18 protein-coding genes are annotated in these 15,613 nt (G+C 54.9%); 10 read left to right on the plus strand and 8 right to left on the minus strand.

Annotated features, from left to right (window positions below):
• On the minus strand, positions 1-1,140 hold the full coding sequence (locus tag AC3DKS_RS02765; protein ID WP_272607360.1) for a Gfo/Idh/MocA family protein: 1,140 nt from the start codon (positions 1,138-1,140) through the stop codon (positions 1-3).
• Between the two features lie 136 nt (positions 1,141-1,276).
• Between AC3DKS_RS02765 and AC3DKS_RS02770 the strand changes: the two genes are divergently transcribed.
• Genes AC3DKS_RS02770 through AC3DKS_RS02805 form a run of 8 tightly spaced genes read left to right on the plus strand, consistent with a single transcriptional unit; the run spans position 1,277 to position 9,434 of the window.
• Positions 1,277-2,767 carry a S10 family peptidase gene (locus tag AC3DKS_RS02770; RefSeq protein WP_015755045.1) on the plus strand — a complete coding sequence of 497 codons (1,491 nt, stop codon included), beginning with the start codon at positions 1,277-1,279 and terminating at the stop codon, positions 2,765-2,767.
• Positions 2,768-2,779: 12 nt separating this feature from the next.
• On the plus strand, positions 2,780-3,358 hold the full coding sequence (locus tag AC3DKS_RS02775; protein WP_015755046.1) for a hypothetical protein: 579 nt from the start codon (positions 2,780-2,782) through the stop codon (positions 3,356-3,358).
• A gap of 52 nt (positions 3,359-3,410) precedes the next feature.
• On the plus strand, positions 3,411-4,118 hold the full coding sequence (locus AC3DKS_RS02780) for an SGNH/GDSL hydrolase family protein (RefSeq protein ID WP_272607361.1): 708 nt from the start codon (positions 3,411-3,413) through the stop codon (positions 4,116-4,118).
• 57 nt (positions 4,119-4,175) lie between these two features.
• Entirely contained in the window at positions 4,176-5,189 is a 1,014-nt protein-coding gene (locus tag AC3DKS_RS02785; RefSeq protein ID WP_015755048.1) for a glycosyltransferase family 2 protein, read from the plus strand.
• Positions 5,190-5,235: 46 nt separating this feature from the next.
• A complete protein-coding gene (locus tag AC3DKS_RS02790; RefSeq protein ID WP_272607362.1) occupies positions 5,236-7,152 on the plus strand; it encodes a BatA domain-containing protein in 1,917 nt (638 codons plus the stop codon).
• Positions 7,149-8,402 carry a dihydroorotase gene (locus AC3DKS_RS02795; protein WP_015755050.1) on the plus strand — a complete coding sequence of 418 codons (1,254 nt, stop codon included), beginning with the start codon at positions 7,149-7,151 and terminating at the stop codon, positions 8,400-8,402. The genes AC3DKS_RS02790 and AC3DKS_RS02795 overlap by 4 nt, the downstream gene beginning before the upstream one ends.
• On the plus strand, positions 8,402-8,758 hold the full coding sequence (locus AC3DKS_RS02800) for a magnetosome magnetite crystal formation protein family (protein ID WP_272607363.1): 357 nt from the start codon (positions 8,402-8,404) through the stop codon (positions 8,756-8,758). The genes AC3DKS_RS02795 and AC3DKS_RS02800 overlap by 1 nt, the downstream gene beginning before the upstream one ends.
• Before the next feature lie 16 nt (positions 8,759-8,774).
• Positions 8,775-9,434: an alpha/beta hydrolase gene (locus AC3DKS_RS02805; RefSeq protein ID WP_015755052.1), complete on the plus strand. Its 660-nt coding sequence runs from the start codon at positions 8,775-8,777 to the stop codon at positions 9,432-9,434.
• On the opposite strand, the gene AC3DKS_RS02810 is transcribed toward AC3DKS_RS02805, so the two are convergent.
• Entirely contained in the window at positions 9,428-9,925 is a 498-nt protein-coding gene (locus AC3DKS_RS02810; RefSeq protein WP_272607364.1) for a hydrolase, read from the minus strand. The genes AC3DKS_RS02805 and AC3DKS_RS02810 overlap by 7 nt on opposite strands.
• 3 nt (positions 9,926-9,928) lie before the next feature.
• Entirely contained in the window at positions 9,929-10,696 is a 768-nt protein-coding gene (locus AC3DKS_RS02815) for an MBL fold metallo-hydrolase (protein WP_272607440.1), read from the minus strand.
• An 87-nt stretch (positions 10,697-10,783) separates the two neighbouring features.
• On the opposite strand from AC3DKS_RS02815, the gene AC3DKS_RS02820 reads away from it, so the two are divergent.
• Positions 10,784-12,259, plus strand: coding sequence for a hypothetical protein (locus tag AC3DKS_RS02820; protein ID WP_015755055.1), 1,476 nt, complete (start codon positions 10,784-10,786; stop codon positions 12,257-12,259).
• 52 nt (positions 12,260-12,311) lie between these two features.
• Here AC3DKS_RS02820 and bcp read toward each other — a convergent pair whose 3' ends face one another.
• Positions 12,312-12,764: a thioredoxin-dependent thiol peroxidase gene (gene bcp, locus AC3DKS_RS02825; RefSeq protein WP_015755056.1), complete on the minus strand. Its 453-nt coding sequence runs from the start codon at positions 12,762-12,764 to the stop codon at positions 12,312-12,314.
• A 46-nt stretch (positions 12,765-12,810) separates the two neighbouring features.
• On the opposite strand from bcp, the gene nth reads away from it, so the two are divergent.
• Positions 12,811-13,476, plus strand: coding sequence for an endonuclease III (nth, locus tag AC3DKS_RS02830; protein ID WP_272607365.1), 666 nt, complete (start codon positions 12,811-12,813; stop codon positions 13,474-13,476).
• 72 nt (positions 13,477-13,548) lie between these two features.
• Here the strand turns inward: nth and AC3DKS_RS02835 are convergent, their stop codons facing one another.
• The 4 genes from AC3DKS_RS02835 to AC3DKS_RS02850 all read right to left on the minus strand — a co-directional run bounded on the left by AC3DKS_RS02835 (position 13,549) and on the right by AC3DKS_RS02850 (position 15,423).
• Positions 13,549-13,692, minus strand: coding sequence for a hypothetical protein (locus AC3DKS_RS02835; protein ID WP_015755058.1), 144 nt, complete (start codon positions 13,690-13,692; stop codon positions 13,549-13,551).
• A 73-nt stretch (positions 13,693-13,765) separates the two neighbouring features.
• The gene (locus tag AC3DKS_RS02840) at positions 13,766-14,347 is read right to left on the minus strand and encodes a sigma-70 family RNA polymerase sigma factor (protein ID WP_015755059.1); all 582 of its coding nucleotides are present in this window, start codon (positions 14,345-14,347) and stop codon (positions 13,766-13,768) included.
• Positions 14,348-14,630: 283 nt separating this feature from the next.
• The gene (locus AC3DKS_RS02845; RefSeq protein WP_015755060.1) at positions 14,631-14,771 is read right to left on the minus strand and encodes a hypothetical protein; all 141 of its coding nucleotides are present in this window, start codon (positions 14,769-14,771) and stop codon (positions 14,631-14,633) included.
• A 70-nt stretch (positions 14,772-14,841) separates the two neighbouring features.
• Positions 14,842-15,423 (minus strand): RNA polymerase sigma factor, encoded by a 582-nt coding sequence (locus AC3DKS_RS02850; protein ID WP_015755061.1) that lies wholly within the window; start codon positions 15,421-15,423, stop codon positions 14,842-14,844.
• Positions 15,424-15,613 lie beyond the last annotated feature (190 nt).

Genomic DNA, 15,613 nt, shown 5'->3' on the forward strand with positions numbered 1-15,613 from the left:
TCACCCCCCGAAACCGTAGCCTTCCGGGATGTCTAGCGGTATGGTCCGCCCTCCCTCGCGGATCGAACGGTAGATGGCCTCTACGATGATCATATCCCGGCGGCCCATTTCTCCCGGTGCCAAATTCGGCGCCCCTTCCAGGACGTGGCGCGCAAAGTCGTCCATTTGCAGTTTTTGCTGGGATTCGTGTGGAAACTGGATGGGCCCGTCCGAGGTCCGGCCGCTGAGCGGGCCGTAGTTGTTTGCCGGCTGCAGTTCAAACCAGCCCGAATCGCAGGAAGCGTACATGCGGTTGGCGTTTGCGTTATGGGATGTCATCACTGAGCCGACAACGCCGCCTGGAAAGGTAAGCTGCGCCAGGATGGTTTCGTCCGTATCCTTGAAATATTCGGGCCGCGTACTGAATTCCTGTGCACTTACGGCCACCGGGTTCCTCCCGCAGCCGTAAATACAGCTCTGGATGGCATAAACCCCCATATTCATCAATGCCCCACCGCCTGAAAGGACTTTATCAAGCCGCCATTGATCCGGGTTGCCCCTGGAGATATAGGCCGCTTCGCCCATGACGTATCGGACCTCCCCAAAGGTTTTCTCCCGAACCAGGCGCTTGACCTCCTGCGTATAGGGCTCCGAATGCAAACGGTAGCCCATGCCGAGTTTTACCCCCGCAACTTCACAGGCTTTGATAATCGCGTCGCACTCCGCTACGCTGATGCCCATGGGCTTTTCGCAAATGACGTGTTTCCCGGCCTGGGCCGCGCGGATAGCGTATTCCGCGTGCATGCTGTTGGGCAACACCACATAGACCGCATCGATGGCATCGTCCCCGGCAATGCTGTCAAAGTTTTCGTAGTTGTAGACGTGCTCCCCGGGGATGCCGTACTGGCTCATCCAGCGGGAAGCCTTGGAAGGCGTTCCGGTGACAATTCCGGCCAGGTGGCAGTGGCGGGTTTCCTGCAGGGCCGGGGCCAGTTGGTAGGTGCTATAGCTTCCGAGCCCTACCAGGGCGATGCCCAGGCTCCCATTCTCCTGCCCGGCCGCACCCATGCCGCAAGCCAGCGGCAGGTTGCCCATCAGGAATGTGCCGGCAACCCCCCGGGAGAACCGGTTGTTAAACGTACGGCGGGTAATAGATTCCATATCCTGCATTTTTTATAAAGATACTAAAGAACCGCTGAAAAGGCCCGGCCGGGAACGCCAATCGGGAATTCTCGCGGGTGGAGGGCGGCAACTTCCCAAAAAGCCTTATTTTTAGTTCGCTAATTCAAATACCGACATGACCAAAAAGACTACCCTGCTCCTGTTATTCCTCGCTGTATTTTCCAACCTGGAAGGCCAGGAGCGCAAATTGCCCATCGATACCACCGTAGTCACCCAGCACAGCGTGACGATCAACGGCGAAAACATTTCCTATACCGCGGAAACCGGTACGCAACCTGTATGGAATTCCACCGGGGACCCCATCGCTGCTCTTCATTATACCTATTATACCCGGAACAACGTCCGGGACCGGGCAGCGCGACCCCTGCTGATTTCCTTTAACGGGGGCCCGGGCTCCGGTTCCGTCTGGATGCACCTGGCCTATACCGGGCCACGGGTGCTGAAGATCGACGACGAGGGGTATCCCATCCAGCCCTACGGAGTGGATGCCAACCCGTATTCCGTACTGGACGTGACGGATATCGTATACGTGAACCCGGCCAATACGGGGTATTCCCGAACCATCCCTGAAGAGGGAAAGGAAGTGGACCGGGAACACTTTTTCGGCATCAACGCGGATATCGCCTACCTGGCCGAATGGCTGAACACCTTTGTAACGCGCCACAATCGCTGGCGTTCCCCGAAATATATCATCGGGGAGAGCTACGGGGGCACCCGCGTGATGGGATTGTCCCTGGCACTGCAGAACCAGCAGTGGATGTATCTGAACGGCGTCATTATGGTATCCCCTGCCGATTACAAGGTCATTCGAGTGGGCGGCCCCGTGAGCAGCGCGCTGAACCTGCCCTATTACACCGCGGCGGCCTGGCACCATAAGGCGCTGCCTCCTGCACTCCAGCAAAAAGACCTGTTGGAAGTGTTGCCGGAATCCGAGGAGTTTACCATCAATACGCTGATCCCCGCAATTGCCAAAGGCGGGTTTATCGAAGCCTCGGAGCGGCAGGCCGTGGCTGAGAAAATGGCCTATTACTCCGGGCTCGAGAAGAAGGACATCCTGGACCTGAACCTGGACGTGCCCACCTCCTTTTTCTGGAAGGCCCTGCTGCGCGAAAAAGGGGGGTATACCGTCGGCAGGCTCGACAGCCGCTACCTCGGGATGGACAAGACGCTGGCGGGCATGCGCCCGGATTACAACTCCGAGATCACCTCCTGGCTGCATAGTTTCACCCCCGCCATCAATTACTACCTGCAGGAGGAATTGAATTTTAAAACGGATATCAAATACAATATGTTCGGACCTGTCCACCCCTGGAACAATGAAAACGACAACACCCGGGACGACCTGCGCCAGGCGATGGCTCAAAACCCTTATTTGAACGTGCTGGTACAGTCCGGATATTACGACGGAGCCACCACCTACTTCAACGCCAAATACACCATGTGGCAAGTAGACCCGAGCGGGCGGATGAAGGATCGGTTCGAATTCAAGGGCTATCGCAGCGGCCACATGATGTACCTGAGGCGGGAGGATTTAAAAAAGGCCAACGACGACCTGCGCAACTTTATATTACGGACGCAAGCCGATGGAAAAAGTGCGAAATACTAAAAAGTTGATTCGATGAAAACCCGGATGTTTTTTCTGATGGCCCTGATGGGGCTGCAAGCCATAACCGCACAGAACATACCGCCTGCCGATTGGCAGATACGCACGGCCCTGCTTGCCGTACCGGAAGATTTCAGGGAAGGTGCCGCCGTACTGGGCTATTCCCGGGACGGGACCCTGGTAACCCTGAAGGAAGGGACCAATGCGTATATCGCCCTGGCGGACGACCCCTCGGATGACCGGTTCTCAGCGGCTGCCTATCACCGGGAATTGGAACCCTTTATGGCCCGGGGCAGGGAACTGCGCGCCCAGGGAAGGGACGGAAAGGAAATCTTCGATATCCGGGAAGAAGAGGTAAAGGCCGGGAAACTCGCCATGCCGGATAAGGCAACACTTTGCGTATTCAGCGGTACGGTAGACGAATCCACCGGGGAAATCACCGACGGATATGTGCGCTATGTGTTTTATGTACCCTTTGCAACCGGGGAATCCACCGGGTTACCCACTACTCCGACCCCTCCCGGCCACGCCTGGCTCATGGACCCGGGTACGCATCGGGCGCATATCATGATCACGCCCCCGAAAAATGAGTAAACGACTAACAGTTGGCCTCTACCGGGGCCGGCCTCTATCTGAACAGACTACCATGAAAACACGGATACCTGCTGCACTAATTTTATTCGCCTTATTCACTATCGGCAATTATCAACAGGCCGTTGCCCAGGACTGGGCAGACCTGGAACACTTCCGGGAAGCCAATAAGGCTTTGGCACCCCCGGCCCCCGGGGAAGACCGGGTAGTTTTTATGGGGAATTCCATCACCATCGGCTGGCTGCACAAAGTGCCGGAATTCTTTGAGGGCAAGCCTTATGTAAATCGCGGCATCAGCGGGCAGACCACCCCGCAGATGCTCCTGCGTTTCCGGCAGGATGTCCTGGACCTGAGCCCCAAAGTGGTGGTGATTTTGGCCGGGACCAACGACATTGCCGGGAATACCGGCCCGATGACCCTGGAACAAATCCTCGACAATTTAAAGTCCATGGCGGAACTCGCCCTGGCCAACGGGGTGGAACCCGTACTTTCATCGGTACTGCCCGCCTACGACTACCCCTGGCGTCCGGGTCTCCAACCGAATATCAAGATCCCGAAACTCAACTCCATGATCAAAAATTATGCGGCCCTGAGTGGGATAGTCTACCTGGATTATTTCAGCGAAATGGCGGATTCCCGAAACGGGTTGGATAATACGTTGGCTACCGACGAGGTCCACCCGACGGAAAAGGGGTATCGCATGATGGCTCCCCTGGCAGAAGCCGCCATTGCCAAAGCCCTGGCAAAAAGAGCTTCCCGCTAGCCTATTCGGTTAGGGGTCCCCGGGCCCTGTGCAACCTGTATTTACCGACCCTGCCACATGCCTTTGAAACAGCCGCTGGTCAGCATATTGATGCCTTTCAGGAATACCGGTCACTTTCTGGGTGAATGCCTGGATTCCATCGGCAGACAGTCCTACCCGCATTGGGAACTCCTGGCGGTGAACGACCATTCTTCCGATTCGAGCCGGGCCCTGTTAGAAGCAGCTGCACGCAACGACCCGCGCATCCTTGTCCAGGACAACCCGGGGTCCGGGATCATCCCGGCCCTCCGCAAAGCCTATGCCTCGAGTAGCGGCCAGCTGATAACCCGGATGGATTCCGACGATCGGATGGCCCCGGAACGACTGGGCACCATGTCCCGGCAACTCCTTGAATCCGGGAACGGACACATAGCCCTCGGGCTGGTCCGATATTTTTCGGACCGGGGGATTTCGGATGGCTACGCCCGGTATGAGGCCTGGATCAACGGGCTTTCCCGGACGGGGTCCAACTTTACCGAGATCTACAAGGAATGCGTCATCCCCTCCCCATGCTGGATGGCCTGGCGTGAAGACCTGGACGCGTGCGGCGCCTTCCGGCCCGATCGCTACCCGGAAGATTACGACCTCACCTTTCGTTTCTACGAAGCTGGGGTCAACTGCCTGCCTGCCTCGGAGGTCCTTCTCCATTGGAGGGATTACGATGCGAGGACCTCCCGCAATTCGGAACATTACGCCCAGAATTACTTTCTGGATATCAAAGTCCATTACTTTCTTAAAATCGACCGGGATCGTTCCAGGCCCCTGGTGCTTTGGGGGGCCGGGTTCAAGGGAAAAAAAATCGCCCGGCTGTTGCAGGAGGCCGGGGAGCCCTTTACCTGGGTTTGCGACAACCCCAGGAAAATCGGGAAGCGGATTTATGGGGTAATGCTCCGAGATTTCCGCGGCATCTCGGGGGTGGAAAGCCCGCAAAGCATCATCACCGTCGCCAACGACCAGGCGCAGAAGGAAATCCGGGAATTCCTGGAATCACTGGGCCATCAATCCGCCCGGGATTACTTTTTTTTCTGTTGAGCCGGACGATCACGAATTGGCTATATTTGGGGAATCAATCGCCACTATGCTGCTGAAGTATCCGGAATTGCTATGGGGTTTGCTCTTATTGATCATCCCGATCCTGATCCACCTGCTCCAACTCCGACGCTTCCGAAAAACCGCATTTACGAATGTCCGGCTGTTGGAAAAACTCGCTGTGGAAGCCAACCGCAGCAGCAGGCTTAAAAAATGGCTTTTGCTATTTTGCCGACTGGGCCTGATCGCCGCTTTGGTGGTGGCCTTCGCCCAACCCTATCAGGCCAAAGAAGATGCGGGTACATCACGGGAAATCGTTATTTATCTGGATAATTCGTTCAGTATGCAGGCACCCGAAGGCCAGACGAGCCTGATGCAGCTTGCCGTCCAGGAACTCCTGCAAAACCTGCCCCCGGAATTTGAATGTGCCCTGCTCACCAACGACCGCCAATTCAGCCGGAGGAGCCTGGAGGCCCTCAGGGAACCGATGCTCAACCTGGGCTACACCCATTTGCAACCCGATGCGCCTGCACTGGCCCTGAGGGCCCGGAATTTATTTTCCGGGGACCCCGGTGTAATCCGGGAATTCTGGATGATTTCGGATTTTAACGGGCTGGATCCCGGGCTGATCGATACGGCGGGGGTATCCGAGCTGCACGTCCTTCCGTTGCGCCCGGAGGTCCGATACAACCTGTCCATTGATACGGCCTATATCCGGGACCGGAGCGCGGAACTGGTGAACCTCGAGGTGGCGGTATCCGCGGATGACCCGACCCGGAACCAGCCCCTCTCGCTCTACAACGGGGACACCCTGCTGGCAAAAAGCGCCCCTGAGCTAGGTGAAGACGGACGGGGCATGGCCGTTTTCAGCCTGCCTGCCGGGGCCTCCATCCAGGGGGCTGTCAGGGTGCTCGACGAAGGGCTCGCATACGACAACAACCTCTACTTCAACCTGAATCAACCCCCGAAAATACGGGTATACAGCCTGGGGCCGGGCCCCGGGGATTACCTGCGCCGCATCTTTACGGAAGATGAATTTGATTTTCGATCAAGCGGCATACAGGAGGCGGATTTCGGAAACCTGGAATCCCAGCACCTGGTAATCCTCAACGAAGTGCCGGACATTCCGGCCCCAATGATCGAACTCCTGGAGGCTTTTATCCGGGATGGGGGCAACCTGCTGATCATCCCTGCCAGCGACCTGGAATTGCCCGATTACAATTCCCTGCTGCGAACCACAGACATGGGCATTGCCGGCCGTGTGGACGGGACCAATCGGGTTACCGGAATTTCATTCGGGCACCCGCTATTCCGGGATGTTTTTGAAGGAGAAGTCGCCAATTTTGAATACCCTTCCGTCCAATCCTATTTTACATTGTCCGCCCAGGGCAGTGCAGTTCTCGAATTCCAGAACGGGACACCTTTCCTCACAGCCAGCGGGCGCACGTACCTCTTTACAGCCGCCCTGAACCCGCAGAACAGCAATTTCAGGCAATCCCCGCTCATCGTCCCCACTTTTTACGCCATCGGCAGGAACAGCCTGCCCTTTCCGGACCTGTATTACACCATCGGGCAACCTGCCCAACTGGAACTCGACCAGCGACTGGGGGAAGACCGAATATTCCGGCTTCGGGGACCGGATTACGAATTTATACCGCGCCAACAGGCTTTTGCCCGCAAAACCCGACTGATCTTTGGGGAAGAACCCGCCCGGGACGGCAATTACACGGTGTACCAGGATGACGCCCCGGGGCAGACGGTCAGTTTCAACTACCCGCGGGCGGAAAGTCGGGCAGCACCGCCCTTGCCGGAGTTCCCCGGGTTTGTAACGCGCCATCCCGATGCTGCGGACCTGATTGGCCGATACCAAAATGACACGCGCATAACGGCTCTTTGGAAATGGTTTGTTATTTTAGCGCTGTTATTCGTCCTGGCAGAAGCGATTCTCCAAAAAACCCTTCGATGAGCCTACTCATAAAATCGGCTGTCATCCTGGATGCAAGCCAACCCGGGCTGAACCGGAAAAAACGCGACTTGTTGATCGAGGGCGGTCGCATCAGCCGGATTGCCTCCCGCATCGACCCCCCCAAAAATTGCCGGACGCTCACCTTCCCCAATTTGCACGTTTCCCCCGGCTGGTTCGACAGCAGCGTAAGTTTTGGGGAACCCGGGTTTGAGGAGCGGGAGACCATCTCCAACGGATTGGCTGTAGCGGCGGCATCCGGGTTTACGGGCGTGGTCCTGAACCCGAACACCCGCCCCGTGCCGGACACGAGCGGGGATATCGTATTCCTCAAGGACGCCTCCCGCAAGGCTGTGACCGAACTCTATCCCATGGGTGCCCTGAGTATGGGGTCCCGGGGCGAAGACCTCGCGGAACTCTACGACATGCATGGTGCCGGGGCCGTGGCGTTCAGCGATTACAAAAACGCCGTTTCCAACCCGAATCTGTTAAAGCTGGCCTTGCTGTATACCCAGGGATTTGACGGGTTGGTCCACTCCTTCCCCCAGGATGAACACCTCGGGCGAAAAGGACAAATGCACGAAGGGGAAGTATCTGTGCGGCTCGGCTTGCGGGGAATCCCTTCCCTGGCGGAGGAACTGCAGATTGTCCGGGACCTGGCCATACTGGAATACACAGGGGGCCGCCTGCACATCCCGATGATCTCCACAGCCCGCTCGGCGGCTCTGATCGGTGCTGCCCGGAAAAAAGGCCTGGATGTCACCTGCAGTGTCGCGATACACAACCTGGCTTACACAGAAGAGAAGCTCGAAAGTTTTGACAGCGCCTACAAGGTGCTGCCCCCGCTTCGAACCAAAAAGGACCGCAAGGCGCTTCAAAAGGCCCTGGCGGAGAATATTATCGACTTTGTAACCACCGACCACAACCCGATGGATATCGAAGAAAAGCGGCAGGAATTCGACCGGGCCGCCTACGGTACGCTTGGGTTGGAATCTGCTTTTGGCATCCTCAACAAATTATTTGGCACGGACCGCGCAGTGGATTTCCTCTGTCGCGGGCGCAGCAGGTTCGGCGCCCCGGAGGTGCTGATGCGAGAAGGCGAACGCGCCGTTCTCACGCTATTCGATCCGCAGTCCACATATACGTTGGAAAAGGACCACCTCGGGTCTGCTTCAAAAAATTCGATGTTCCTCGGCGAAGAACTGCAGGGCAAGGCTTATGGGGTCGTCGTCGGATCCAGAACCAACCTGTAATGGCCAGGCCTCCCAAACAAGCCCGTACGATTGCCGTAGTGGCCTACCTGACCCTGGTCGGAGCGCTCATTTCCATCAGTATGAATGCGGAGCCCAAATACCCCTTTGGCCGCTTCCACGCGCGGCAGGCCTTTGGCCTGCACCTGGCTTTTATCCTCAGCGCCCTGTTAATCAGCCTGGTATTTGAGCTTTTCAACCAAATGAGTTTCTTCGTGTTCTCATCCGTTTGGTTTGCGTTGTACGCGGGCTATTTTGTTCTTTGGGTATACGGTTTTGTGGCTGCATTGCAGGGAAGTCAAAGACTTGTACCTTTGGTCGGCCGGGCGTTTCAACGCTGGTTTACGTTTATTTCCTGAAGCCCAATCCCTTCCTATGCATACACAATCCCTGAGCCTCGAACACCTGATACGCCCTGCCGCCGGTCAAGGGGGCCACGCGCCGGCCCTTTTTATGCTGCATGGTTACGGCAGTAATGAGGAGGACCTGTTTTCCTTTGCTGGAGAGCTGCCTGCAGACCTCTTTGTAATTTCCATCCGGGCACCCTATGACCTGGAGCCATTTGGCCATGCGTGGTATTCCATCGATTTTTCCGCGGACAAAGGGAAGTGGAACGATGTGGCGCAAGCCCGGGAATCCCGGGAAACCGTCCGGAACTTTATCCGGGAAGCTGTCGAGGCCTATGGGTTGGACACCGGGCGGATCAGCCTGTTGGGATTCAGCCAGGGGACCATTCTGAGTTACGCCCTAGCCCTCTCCTACCCGGAGGCGTTTCGCAATGTCGTCGGACTCAGCGGGTACATAGAGGCGGAAATGCTGGTAGACGGTTACCGGGAAAAAGATCACAGCCACTTGCAGGTTTACGCCTCGCACGGCCAGTTGGACATGGTAATTCCGCCCGCGTGGGCCCAGATGGTACCCGGCTTCCTGGACGAGCTTAAAATTTCGAATACCTTTGAGGAATTCCCGGTAGGCCATGGCGTCAGCCCCGATAACTTCCAATCGTTCAACCAGTGGCTCTCCCGGCGCTATTGATGGCTGCGGGCGTAAAGCAGGTGGTCCAGGACCGTAAAATCAATGCCCAGGTCGTCTTTCAGCTCGTACTCGATCAGTAATTCCCCCCAATATTTCCCATCGGAGAAATCCGCGAGGATCCACCGGTGGTTCAGGACTTTGATCTTGTTGATTTTGAAGTCGTTTTCCATGCCTTCATAAGGCACCAACGGGTTGTCGCCCCGGGGTTCGTTGGTTTCCAGAAGCCTATCGGCAATATATCGGGAGGGGTTCTCCAGTTGCAGATGGTCGTAGTACACCAGGGCATCGTCGTTGTTTTCGAGGCTGAAATACTGCATATCGAGTACCTCCAGGCGGGAGGTTTCCAGGGAATCCTCCAGGGATTCTACCTGCCCCCGCAATGCCTGGATTTCAGATGAAGCCTCGGCTACCTTCCGGTTTCCCGAAAAGGCCAGGTACAGGGCAATCAGTGCGGCAAATAGAAACAGGTAGCGATAGATATTCTTTTGCATGGTTCAAAGGGTTAGCGTTAGGTTGTCATGGGCCAGGTGAACGCGGTCCGGCAAGCGGGATTCCACCTCGGCGTGGAAGCCCATCCGGTGGCTGATATGGGTCAGGTATGCCCGTTCAGGGCCAACGCCTTCAATAAAGCCCAGGGCTTCTTCCAGGTTGAAGTGCGAGTGGTGCGGTTCAAGGCGCAGCGCGTTAACCGCCAGAACCCGCACACCCTGCAACCGGGCAGCTTCCTCCGGTTCAATGGATTTGACGTCCGTCAGGTAGGCGAAATCCCCAAACCGAAACCCAAATACCTGCAACCGGTTGTGCCAGGCCTCCACGGGCGTCACCCAGTGGCTGCCCAGGCGGAATGCCCGTCCTTTTTCGATGGTATTTACGGCTACTGAAGGGGCCCCGGGATATCGGTTTTCATCCGTGAAAATATAGTCAAAACGACGCTGCAGGGACGCGATGACCCGTGGGTGGGCGTAGATGGGGATGTCTCCCTGCCGGAAGAAAAAAGGACGGATATCGTCCATTCCCGCCGTGTGGTCCGCGTGTTCGTGTGTAAAGAGGATGCTGTCGAGCCGGGTTACCTGGTTGGCGAGCATCTGCTGGCGGAAATCCGGGCCGCAATCCACCACGCAATTATACCCGTCGTCATAGGTAATCATTACAGAAACCCGGAGCCTCTTATCGCGCGGGTCCTCGCTGAGGCAAACCGGATCGTCGCTCCCGATTACGGGGATGCCCTGGGAGGTTCCGGTGCCTAAAAAGGTAATCTTCAACCGCGCGTTTATTTGCTTCAAATTTATAACATATTTATTACTTGGAATGCGGCATCTTTTTATCTTTGTTTGTTGAAAGCGACCCCTATGGCCACTGTTCAGAAGAATGAATTCGCATTTGAGAATATCCCCTCCATCAAAGCCAAGACGCTTCGGATCAATCTCAACCCGGACATCTACGGAACATTCGCAGAAATAGGGGCCGGCCAGGAAACGGCCCGTCATTTTTTCAGGGCGGGCGGGGCTTCCGGGACAATCGCCAAGGCGATGAGCGCTTACGACAAAGCCTTCAGCGATGCGATCTACGGCCTGGAGGAAGACGGGAGGTATGTCACCCAGAGCCGCCTCAAAAAGATGTTGTCCCACGAGATGAAGCTCATGGAAGAGCGCATCAGCCGGGACCGGCATCCGGACCGCCTCTTTTTTGCCTACGCCAATACGGTGGCCACCATCGATTTCTCCAAGCGCTATAAAGGTCACGGCTGGGTGGGTATCCGGTTCCAGTTAGATCCCAAGCAGAAGGAATTCGACGAAATTGTCCTGCATATCCGATTCAAGCAGAACGAGGCCCGGTTGCAGCAGGAAACCCTGGGCATTGTAGGGGTTAACCTGATCTACGGGGCCTTCTACAAGCACCACAAGCCGCGCAAACTCCTGAAATACCTCTACGACCACATCGACAAGGACACCCTGGAAATCGACATGGTGAATTTCAGCGGCCCGAATTTTGACCATGTGGACAACCGGCTGATGAGCCTGCAGCTTATCAAAAACGACATGACGGACGCCGTCATGTTCGGGGCAGACGGCAACAACCTCCTCCCGGCGGCCGTCCTCTACAAAAAGAACATCCTGGCACTCCGGGGCAGTTTCCGGCCGGTGACCAAAGTCAATATGGATATGTTCCAGAAATCTTACGACATATTCATCCGGGAACAGACTGTGGAGGAGGAAAACACCATTGTCATCTTTGAGATCACGCTTACGAACCTGCGGTCATCCGGAGAGATAGACGAGCAGGATTTTATGGACCGGGCCGAGTTGCTGTGTTCCCTCGGACACATGGTGATGATTTCGAAATTCTCCGAGTATTACAAGCTGGTGGAGTACTTCAACAACTACACGAAGAATCGGATAGGATTGACCATGGGGGTCAACAACCTGATCGATATTTTCGACGAAAAATATTACCGCCACCTGAGCGGGGGCATCCTCGAGGCCTTCGGAAAACTCTTCTTCAAAGACCTGAAGGTATACCTCTATCCGATGAAGAACCCGGAGACGGGGCAGATCATGACCAGCAACAACATTAAGGTGCACCCGCGGATGAAGGAACTGTACAAGTTCTTCAAATACAACGGGAAGGTCATGGACATTATCGACTACGACCCGGACATCCTGCATATATTCTCAAGGGACGTGCTGAAGAGAATCACTTCGGGCGAAGAGGGCTGGGAAGAGATGCTTCCCGGGGGAATTGCGGAAATGATCAAAGAGAAACAGCTCTTTTTAGCGCAAAAAGCCCAGGCAGATAAAACCCCGGCCGAAAAAGCAGACAAATAAATAAGCCGGGGAGTCCCCGGCCTGATCCTTTCAGCGTATTCCGTTTTTATCCCTATTCGAGAATCTGGGCTGCGTGATCCTTTGTCTTTACCTTGTCGATGACGCGCTCCACAAGGCCGTCCTCCCCGATAATAAACGTTTTTCGGTGGATGCCCTCATATTCGCGGCCCATAAACTTCTTAGGCCCCCAGACTCCGAATGCGTCGATCACGGTCCGGTCCTCATCGGCAATCAACGGGAAGGGAAAGCTGTACTTATCGCGGAATTTGGCCTGTTTCTTCGGGGCATCCGCGCTCACCCCCACCAGGGCATAGCCGGCGTCCTTGAGTTCGGCGTAGTGGTCGCGCAGGTTGCAGGCCTCGGCGGTACATCCCGGGGTATCTGCTTTCGGGTAAAAGAATACTACCCATTTCTGCCCTTTGAAGTCGGAAGTTGAAATCGGGTTTCCGTCTTGATCGGGAGCTGTAAATTCCGGTACTTTATCCCCGGCTTGCAAGGTTTTCATGTGCTATCTTGTGTGTTTATTGATTTTTATGTAAAGTTAAACATAAATGACCAGAAAAGAAAAAGCTGCTTATATTATCGACGTGCTCGAATCCATTTACCCGGAAGTGCCTGTCCCGCTCGATCACCAGGACCCCTACACGCTGCTGGTAGCCGTCCTGTTATCCGCCCAGAGCACGGATGTGCGTGTCAACCAAACCACTCCCCTGCTCTTTGCCCGTGCCTCCACCCCGGAGGACATGGCCAAGGTGCCGGTGGAAGAAATCCGGGATATTATCCGTCCCGTAGGACTTTCCCCAACTAAGGCAAAGGCGATCAGGCGGTTGTCGGAAATACTGGTTGAAGAACACGGCGGCCGGGTCCCCAGGGACCTGGAGGCTCTCGAACGGCTGCCTGGGGTGGGGCATAAAACAGCCAGTGTCGTGGTTTCCCAGGCCTTTGGCATCCCGGCTTTCCCCGTGGATACACATATCCACAGGCTCATGTACCGCTGGGGGCTATCAACGGGAAAAAACGTGGTGCAGACCGAGAAGGATGCCAAACGCCTCTTCCCGGAGGAACTCTGGAATAAATTGCACCTGCAAATTATCTGGTACGGCCGGGAATATTGCCCGGCCCGTGGCTGGGATCTGGAAAAGGACGAGATCACCCGGAAAATCGGAAGGAAATCGGTGTTAAAGGATTACGAAAAGAAAAAAGGGGGGCGTAAGTAATTCGTGGCCCGCAAAGGCAACTTGCGGCAGGCGGTATAAAAAAAAGGCCCGCCGAGGCGGGCCTTTGAAATTTTAGTTGAGGTTCGATTCAAACTGGAACCCCTGGTAACCCAGTACATGCAGGGATCGGGAGTACTGCATCAGGAAGGAAATTGTCTCCTGCTTTACCCGAACCAGTTTACATGCATCTGTCTGACTTGCGTAAATTTTTTCCATATGCTTAGAGTTCGTTACAAGAATATAACGCAAGCGAAATGGAAATATTGCTCGGCAGGGAATTGCCCGGAAACTAGTTGGTCAGTACAATCTTGTTTTTCTGGATAATCTTGCGCAGGTTGATCAGCGCATAGCGCATCCGGCCCAGGGCCGTATTGATGCTCACGCCGGTACACTCGGAAATTTCCTTGAAACTCATATCCTTGTAGATACGCATAATCAGGACTTCGCGCTGGTCGTCCGGCAATTCGTCAATGAGCAGGCCCAGGTCGCTGTCTATCTGGTCTTTGATAAGTTGCTTTTCGATGTTCGGACGGTCGTCTCCGATTACCGAGAAGATATTGAAATCCTCCCCGCCCTCAAACTTGGGCATCCGCTTGTTTTTACGGAAATGGTCGATAATCAGGTTGTGCGCAATCCGCATGACCCAGGGAAGGAATTTCCCTTCTTCACTGTAATTCCCCTTCTTCAGGGTCTTGATGACTTTAATAAAGGTATCCTGAAAAATATCCTCCGTAATATCGCGGTCCAGAACCTTGGAGTAGATAAAGCTGGTAATGCGTTGGTTGTGCCGGTTGATCAGGATCTCGAGGGAGCGCTCGTCGCCGCTGATATAATCCCTAACCAGGGCTGAGTCGTCGATCTGTAGTTCCATAGAGCGTACTTTAGTTTTTAATCCAGGACCTTGTTACAGGACATCTGAAGGTTGGTTACCGATTGGGTTATCGTGTCTGCCGTTCAAACACAATTTAAAAGTAGCCAAAGGCCCTGCTGATGGAAAAACTATGTTGTAAAACGCTCGATTCTTGATGTCAAAGGCGAATTTTGACATTTCTCGCCCCGGGGTGGGCGGAAGTTACCTCCGGGGTTCCGCCTCGGGACCGGGCATAAAAAAGGCCCCGGAAAGGGGCCGTGGTCTATCTTAAACGGACGTATTGTCAATTCAGGTTGTTCTCGAAATCCATCCCCCGGGAGGAAATAACAGAAAGGGATTTGGAGTAATCCAGAAGGAACCGTACGGTTTCCTCTGAGGTGGTTACGAGTTTACATCCGTCCTGGGTTGTGTAGCTGTGATCCATAGGCTGCTGTGTTTGGATAAAATAACGCAAACCAATGCAGCACCCGTGTTTCCGCTCGACCTATGGCCAATTAATTCGTTAAAACTATATTGTGCTCGTCGATGAGCTTCCGCAGGTTGATCAGCGCATAACGCATCCGGCCCAGTGCCGTATTGATACTTACGCCGGTATTTTCGGCTATTTCCTTAAAACTCATGTCCCGATACATCCGCAACTGCAGAACCACCTGCTGGTCCTCGGGCAATTCGGCAATCAGGTCTGCAATATCCGTTTCAATCTGCTCCTGGATCAGTTGTTTCTCCGCATTGAGGCGGTCGTCCTGCATGATGGAAAAAATGCTGAACTCCGGGCTGCCTTCATAGCGCGGCATCCGGTTGCTCTTCCGATAGTGGTCGATGACCAGGTTGTGGGCAATCCGCATCACCCAGGGCAGGAATTTGCCCTCTTCATTGTACTTGCCGAGTTTCAGGGTCCGGATGACCTTGATAAAGGTATCCTGGAAGAGGTCTTCGGTTACCTCCCGGTCGTAGACCTTGGAGTAAATAAAAGAGGAGATCCGCTGATTGTGGCGGTTGATGAGTATTTCCAGTGACCTTTCGTCACCGTTCAGATAGTTCTTGATCAGGATAGCATCGTCTGCCTGGTGGTCCATACAACTTACTTTTTTGGTAATTCCTCCCGTCCACGAAGTTCGCAGAGGCAGGGATTTGGGTTACATTTTCAAAAAAGTAATCGTGTTGTATAGGCAGCGCTTATTATATCATAGAATGCCCAAATATAGGAATTTTTTAACGTTGGCAAAAAATATGATTCGGGATCGGGCGGGTATTCAGGTGGATCAA

The organism is Robiginitalea sp., from assembly GCF_982776155.1.

Coding starts and splice junctions, on each gene's coding strand:
- bcp (WP_015755056.1), bottom strand. CDS start 12,764: ATGAAAACCTTGCAAGCCGGGGATAAAGTACCGGAATTTACAGCTCCC.
- AC3DKS_RS02820 (WP_015755055.1), top strand. CDS start 10,784: ATGGCCACTGTTCAGAAGAATGAATTCGCATTTGAGAATATCCCCTCC.
- AC3DKS_RS02765 (WP_272607360.1), bottom strand. CDS start 1,140: ATGGAATCTATTACCCGCCGTACGTTTAACAACCGGTTCTCCCGGGGG.
- AC3DKS_RS02850 (WP_015755061.1), bottom strand. CDS start 15,423: ATGGACCACCAGGCAGACGATGCTATCCTGATCAAGAACTATCTGAAC.
- AC3DKS_RS02795 (WP_015755050.1), top strand. CDS start 7,149: ATGAGCCTACTCATAAAATCGGCTGTCATCCTGGATGCAAGCCAACCC.
- AC3DKS_RS02845 (WP_015755060.1), bottom strand. CDS start 14,771: ATGGATCACAGCTACACAACCCAGGACGGATGTAAACTCGTAACCACC.
- AC3DKS_RS02800 (WP_272607363.1), top strand. CDS start 8,402: ATGGCCAGGCCTCCCAAACAAGCCCGTACGATTGCCGTAGTGGCCTAC.
- AC3DKS_RS02810 (WP_272607364.1), bottom strand. CDS start 9,925: ATGCAAAAGAATATCTATCGCTACCTGTTTCTATTTGCCGCACTGATT.
- nth (WP_272607365.1), top strand. CDS start 12,811: ATGACCAGAAAAGAAAAAGCTGCTTATATTATCGACGTGCTCGAATCC.
- AC3DKS_RS02835 (WP_015755058.1), bottom strand. CDS start 13,692: ATGGAAAAAATTTACGCAAGTCAGACAGATGCATGTAAACTGGTTCGG.
- AC3DKS_RS02785 (WP_015755048.1), top strand. CDS start 4,176: ATGCCTTTGAAACAGCCGCTGGTCAGCATATTGATGCCTTTCAGGAAT.
- AC3DKS_RS02780 (WP_272607361.1), top strand. CDS start 3,411: ATGAAAACACGGATACCTGCTGCACTAATTTTATTCGCCTTATTCACT.
- AC3DKS_RS02805 (WP_015755052.1), top strand. CDS start 8,775: ATGCATACACAATCCCTGAGCCTCGAACACCTGATACGCCCTGCCGCC.
- AC3DKS_RS02770 (WP_015755045.1), top strand. CDS start 1,277: ATGACCAAAAAGACTACCCTGCTCCTGTTATTCCTCGCTGTATTTTCC.
- AC3DKS_RS02840 (WP_015755059.1), bottom strand. CDS start 14,347: ATGGAACTACAGATCGACGACTCAGCCCTGGTTAGGGATTATATCAGC.
- AC3DKS_RS02775 (WP_015755046.1), top strand. CDS start 2,780: ATGAAAACCCGGATGTTTTTTCTGATGGCCCTGATGGGGCTGCAAGCC.
- AC3DKS_RS02790 (WP_272607362.1), top strand. CDS start 5,236: ATGCTGCTGAAGTATCCGGAATTGCTATGGGGTTTGCTCTTATTGATC.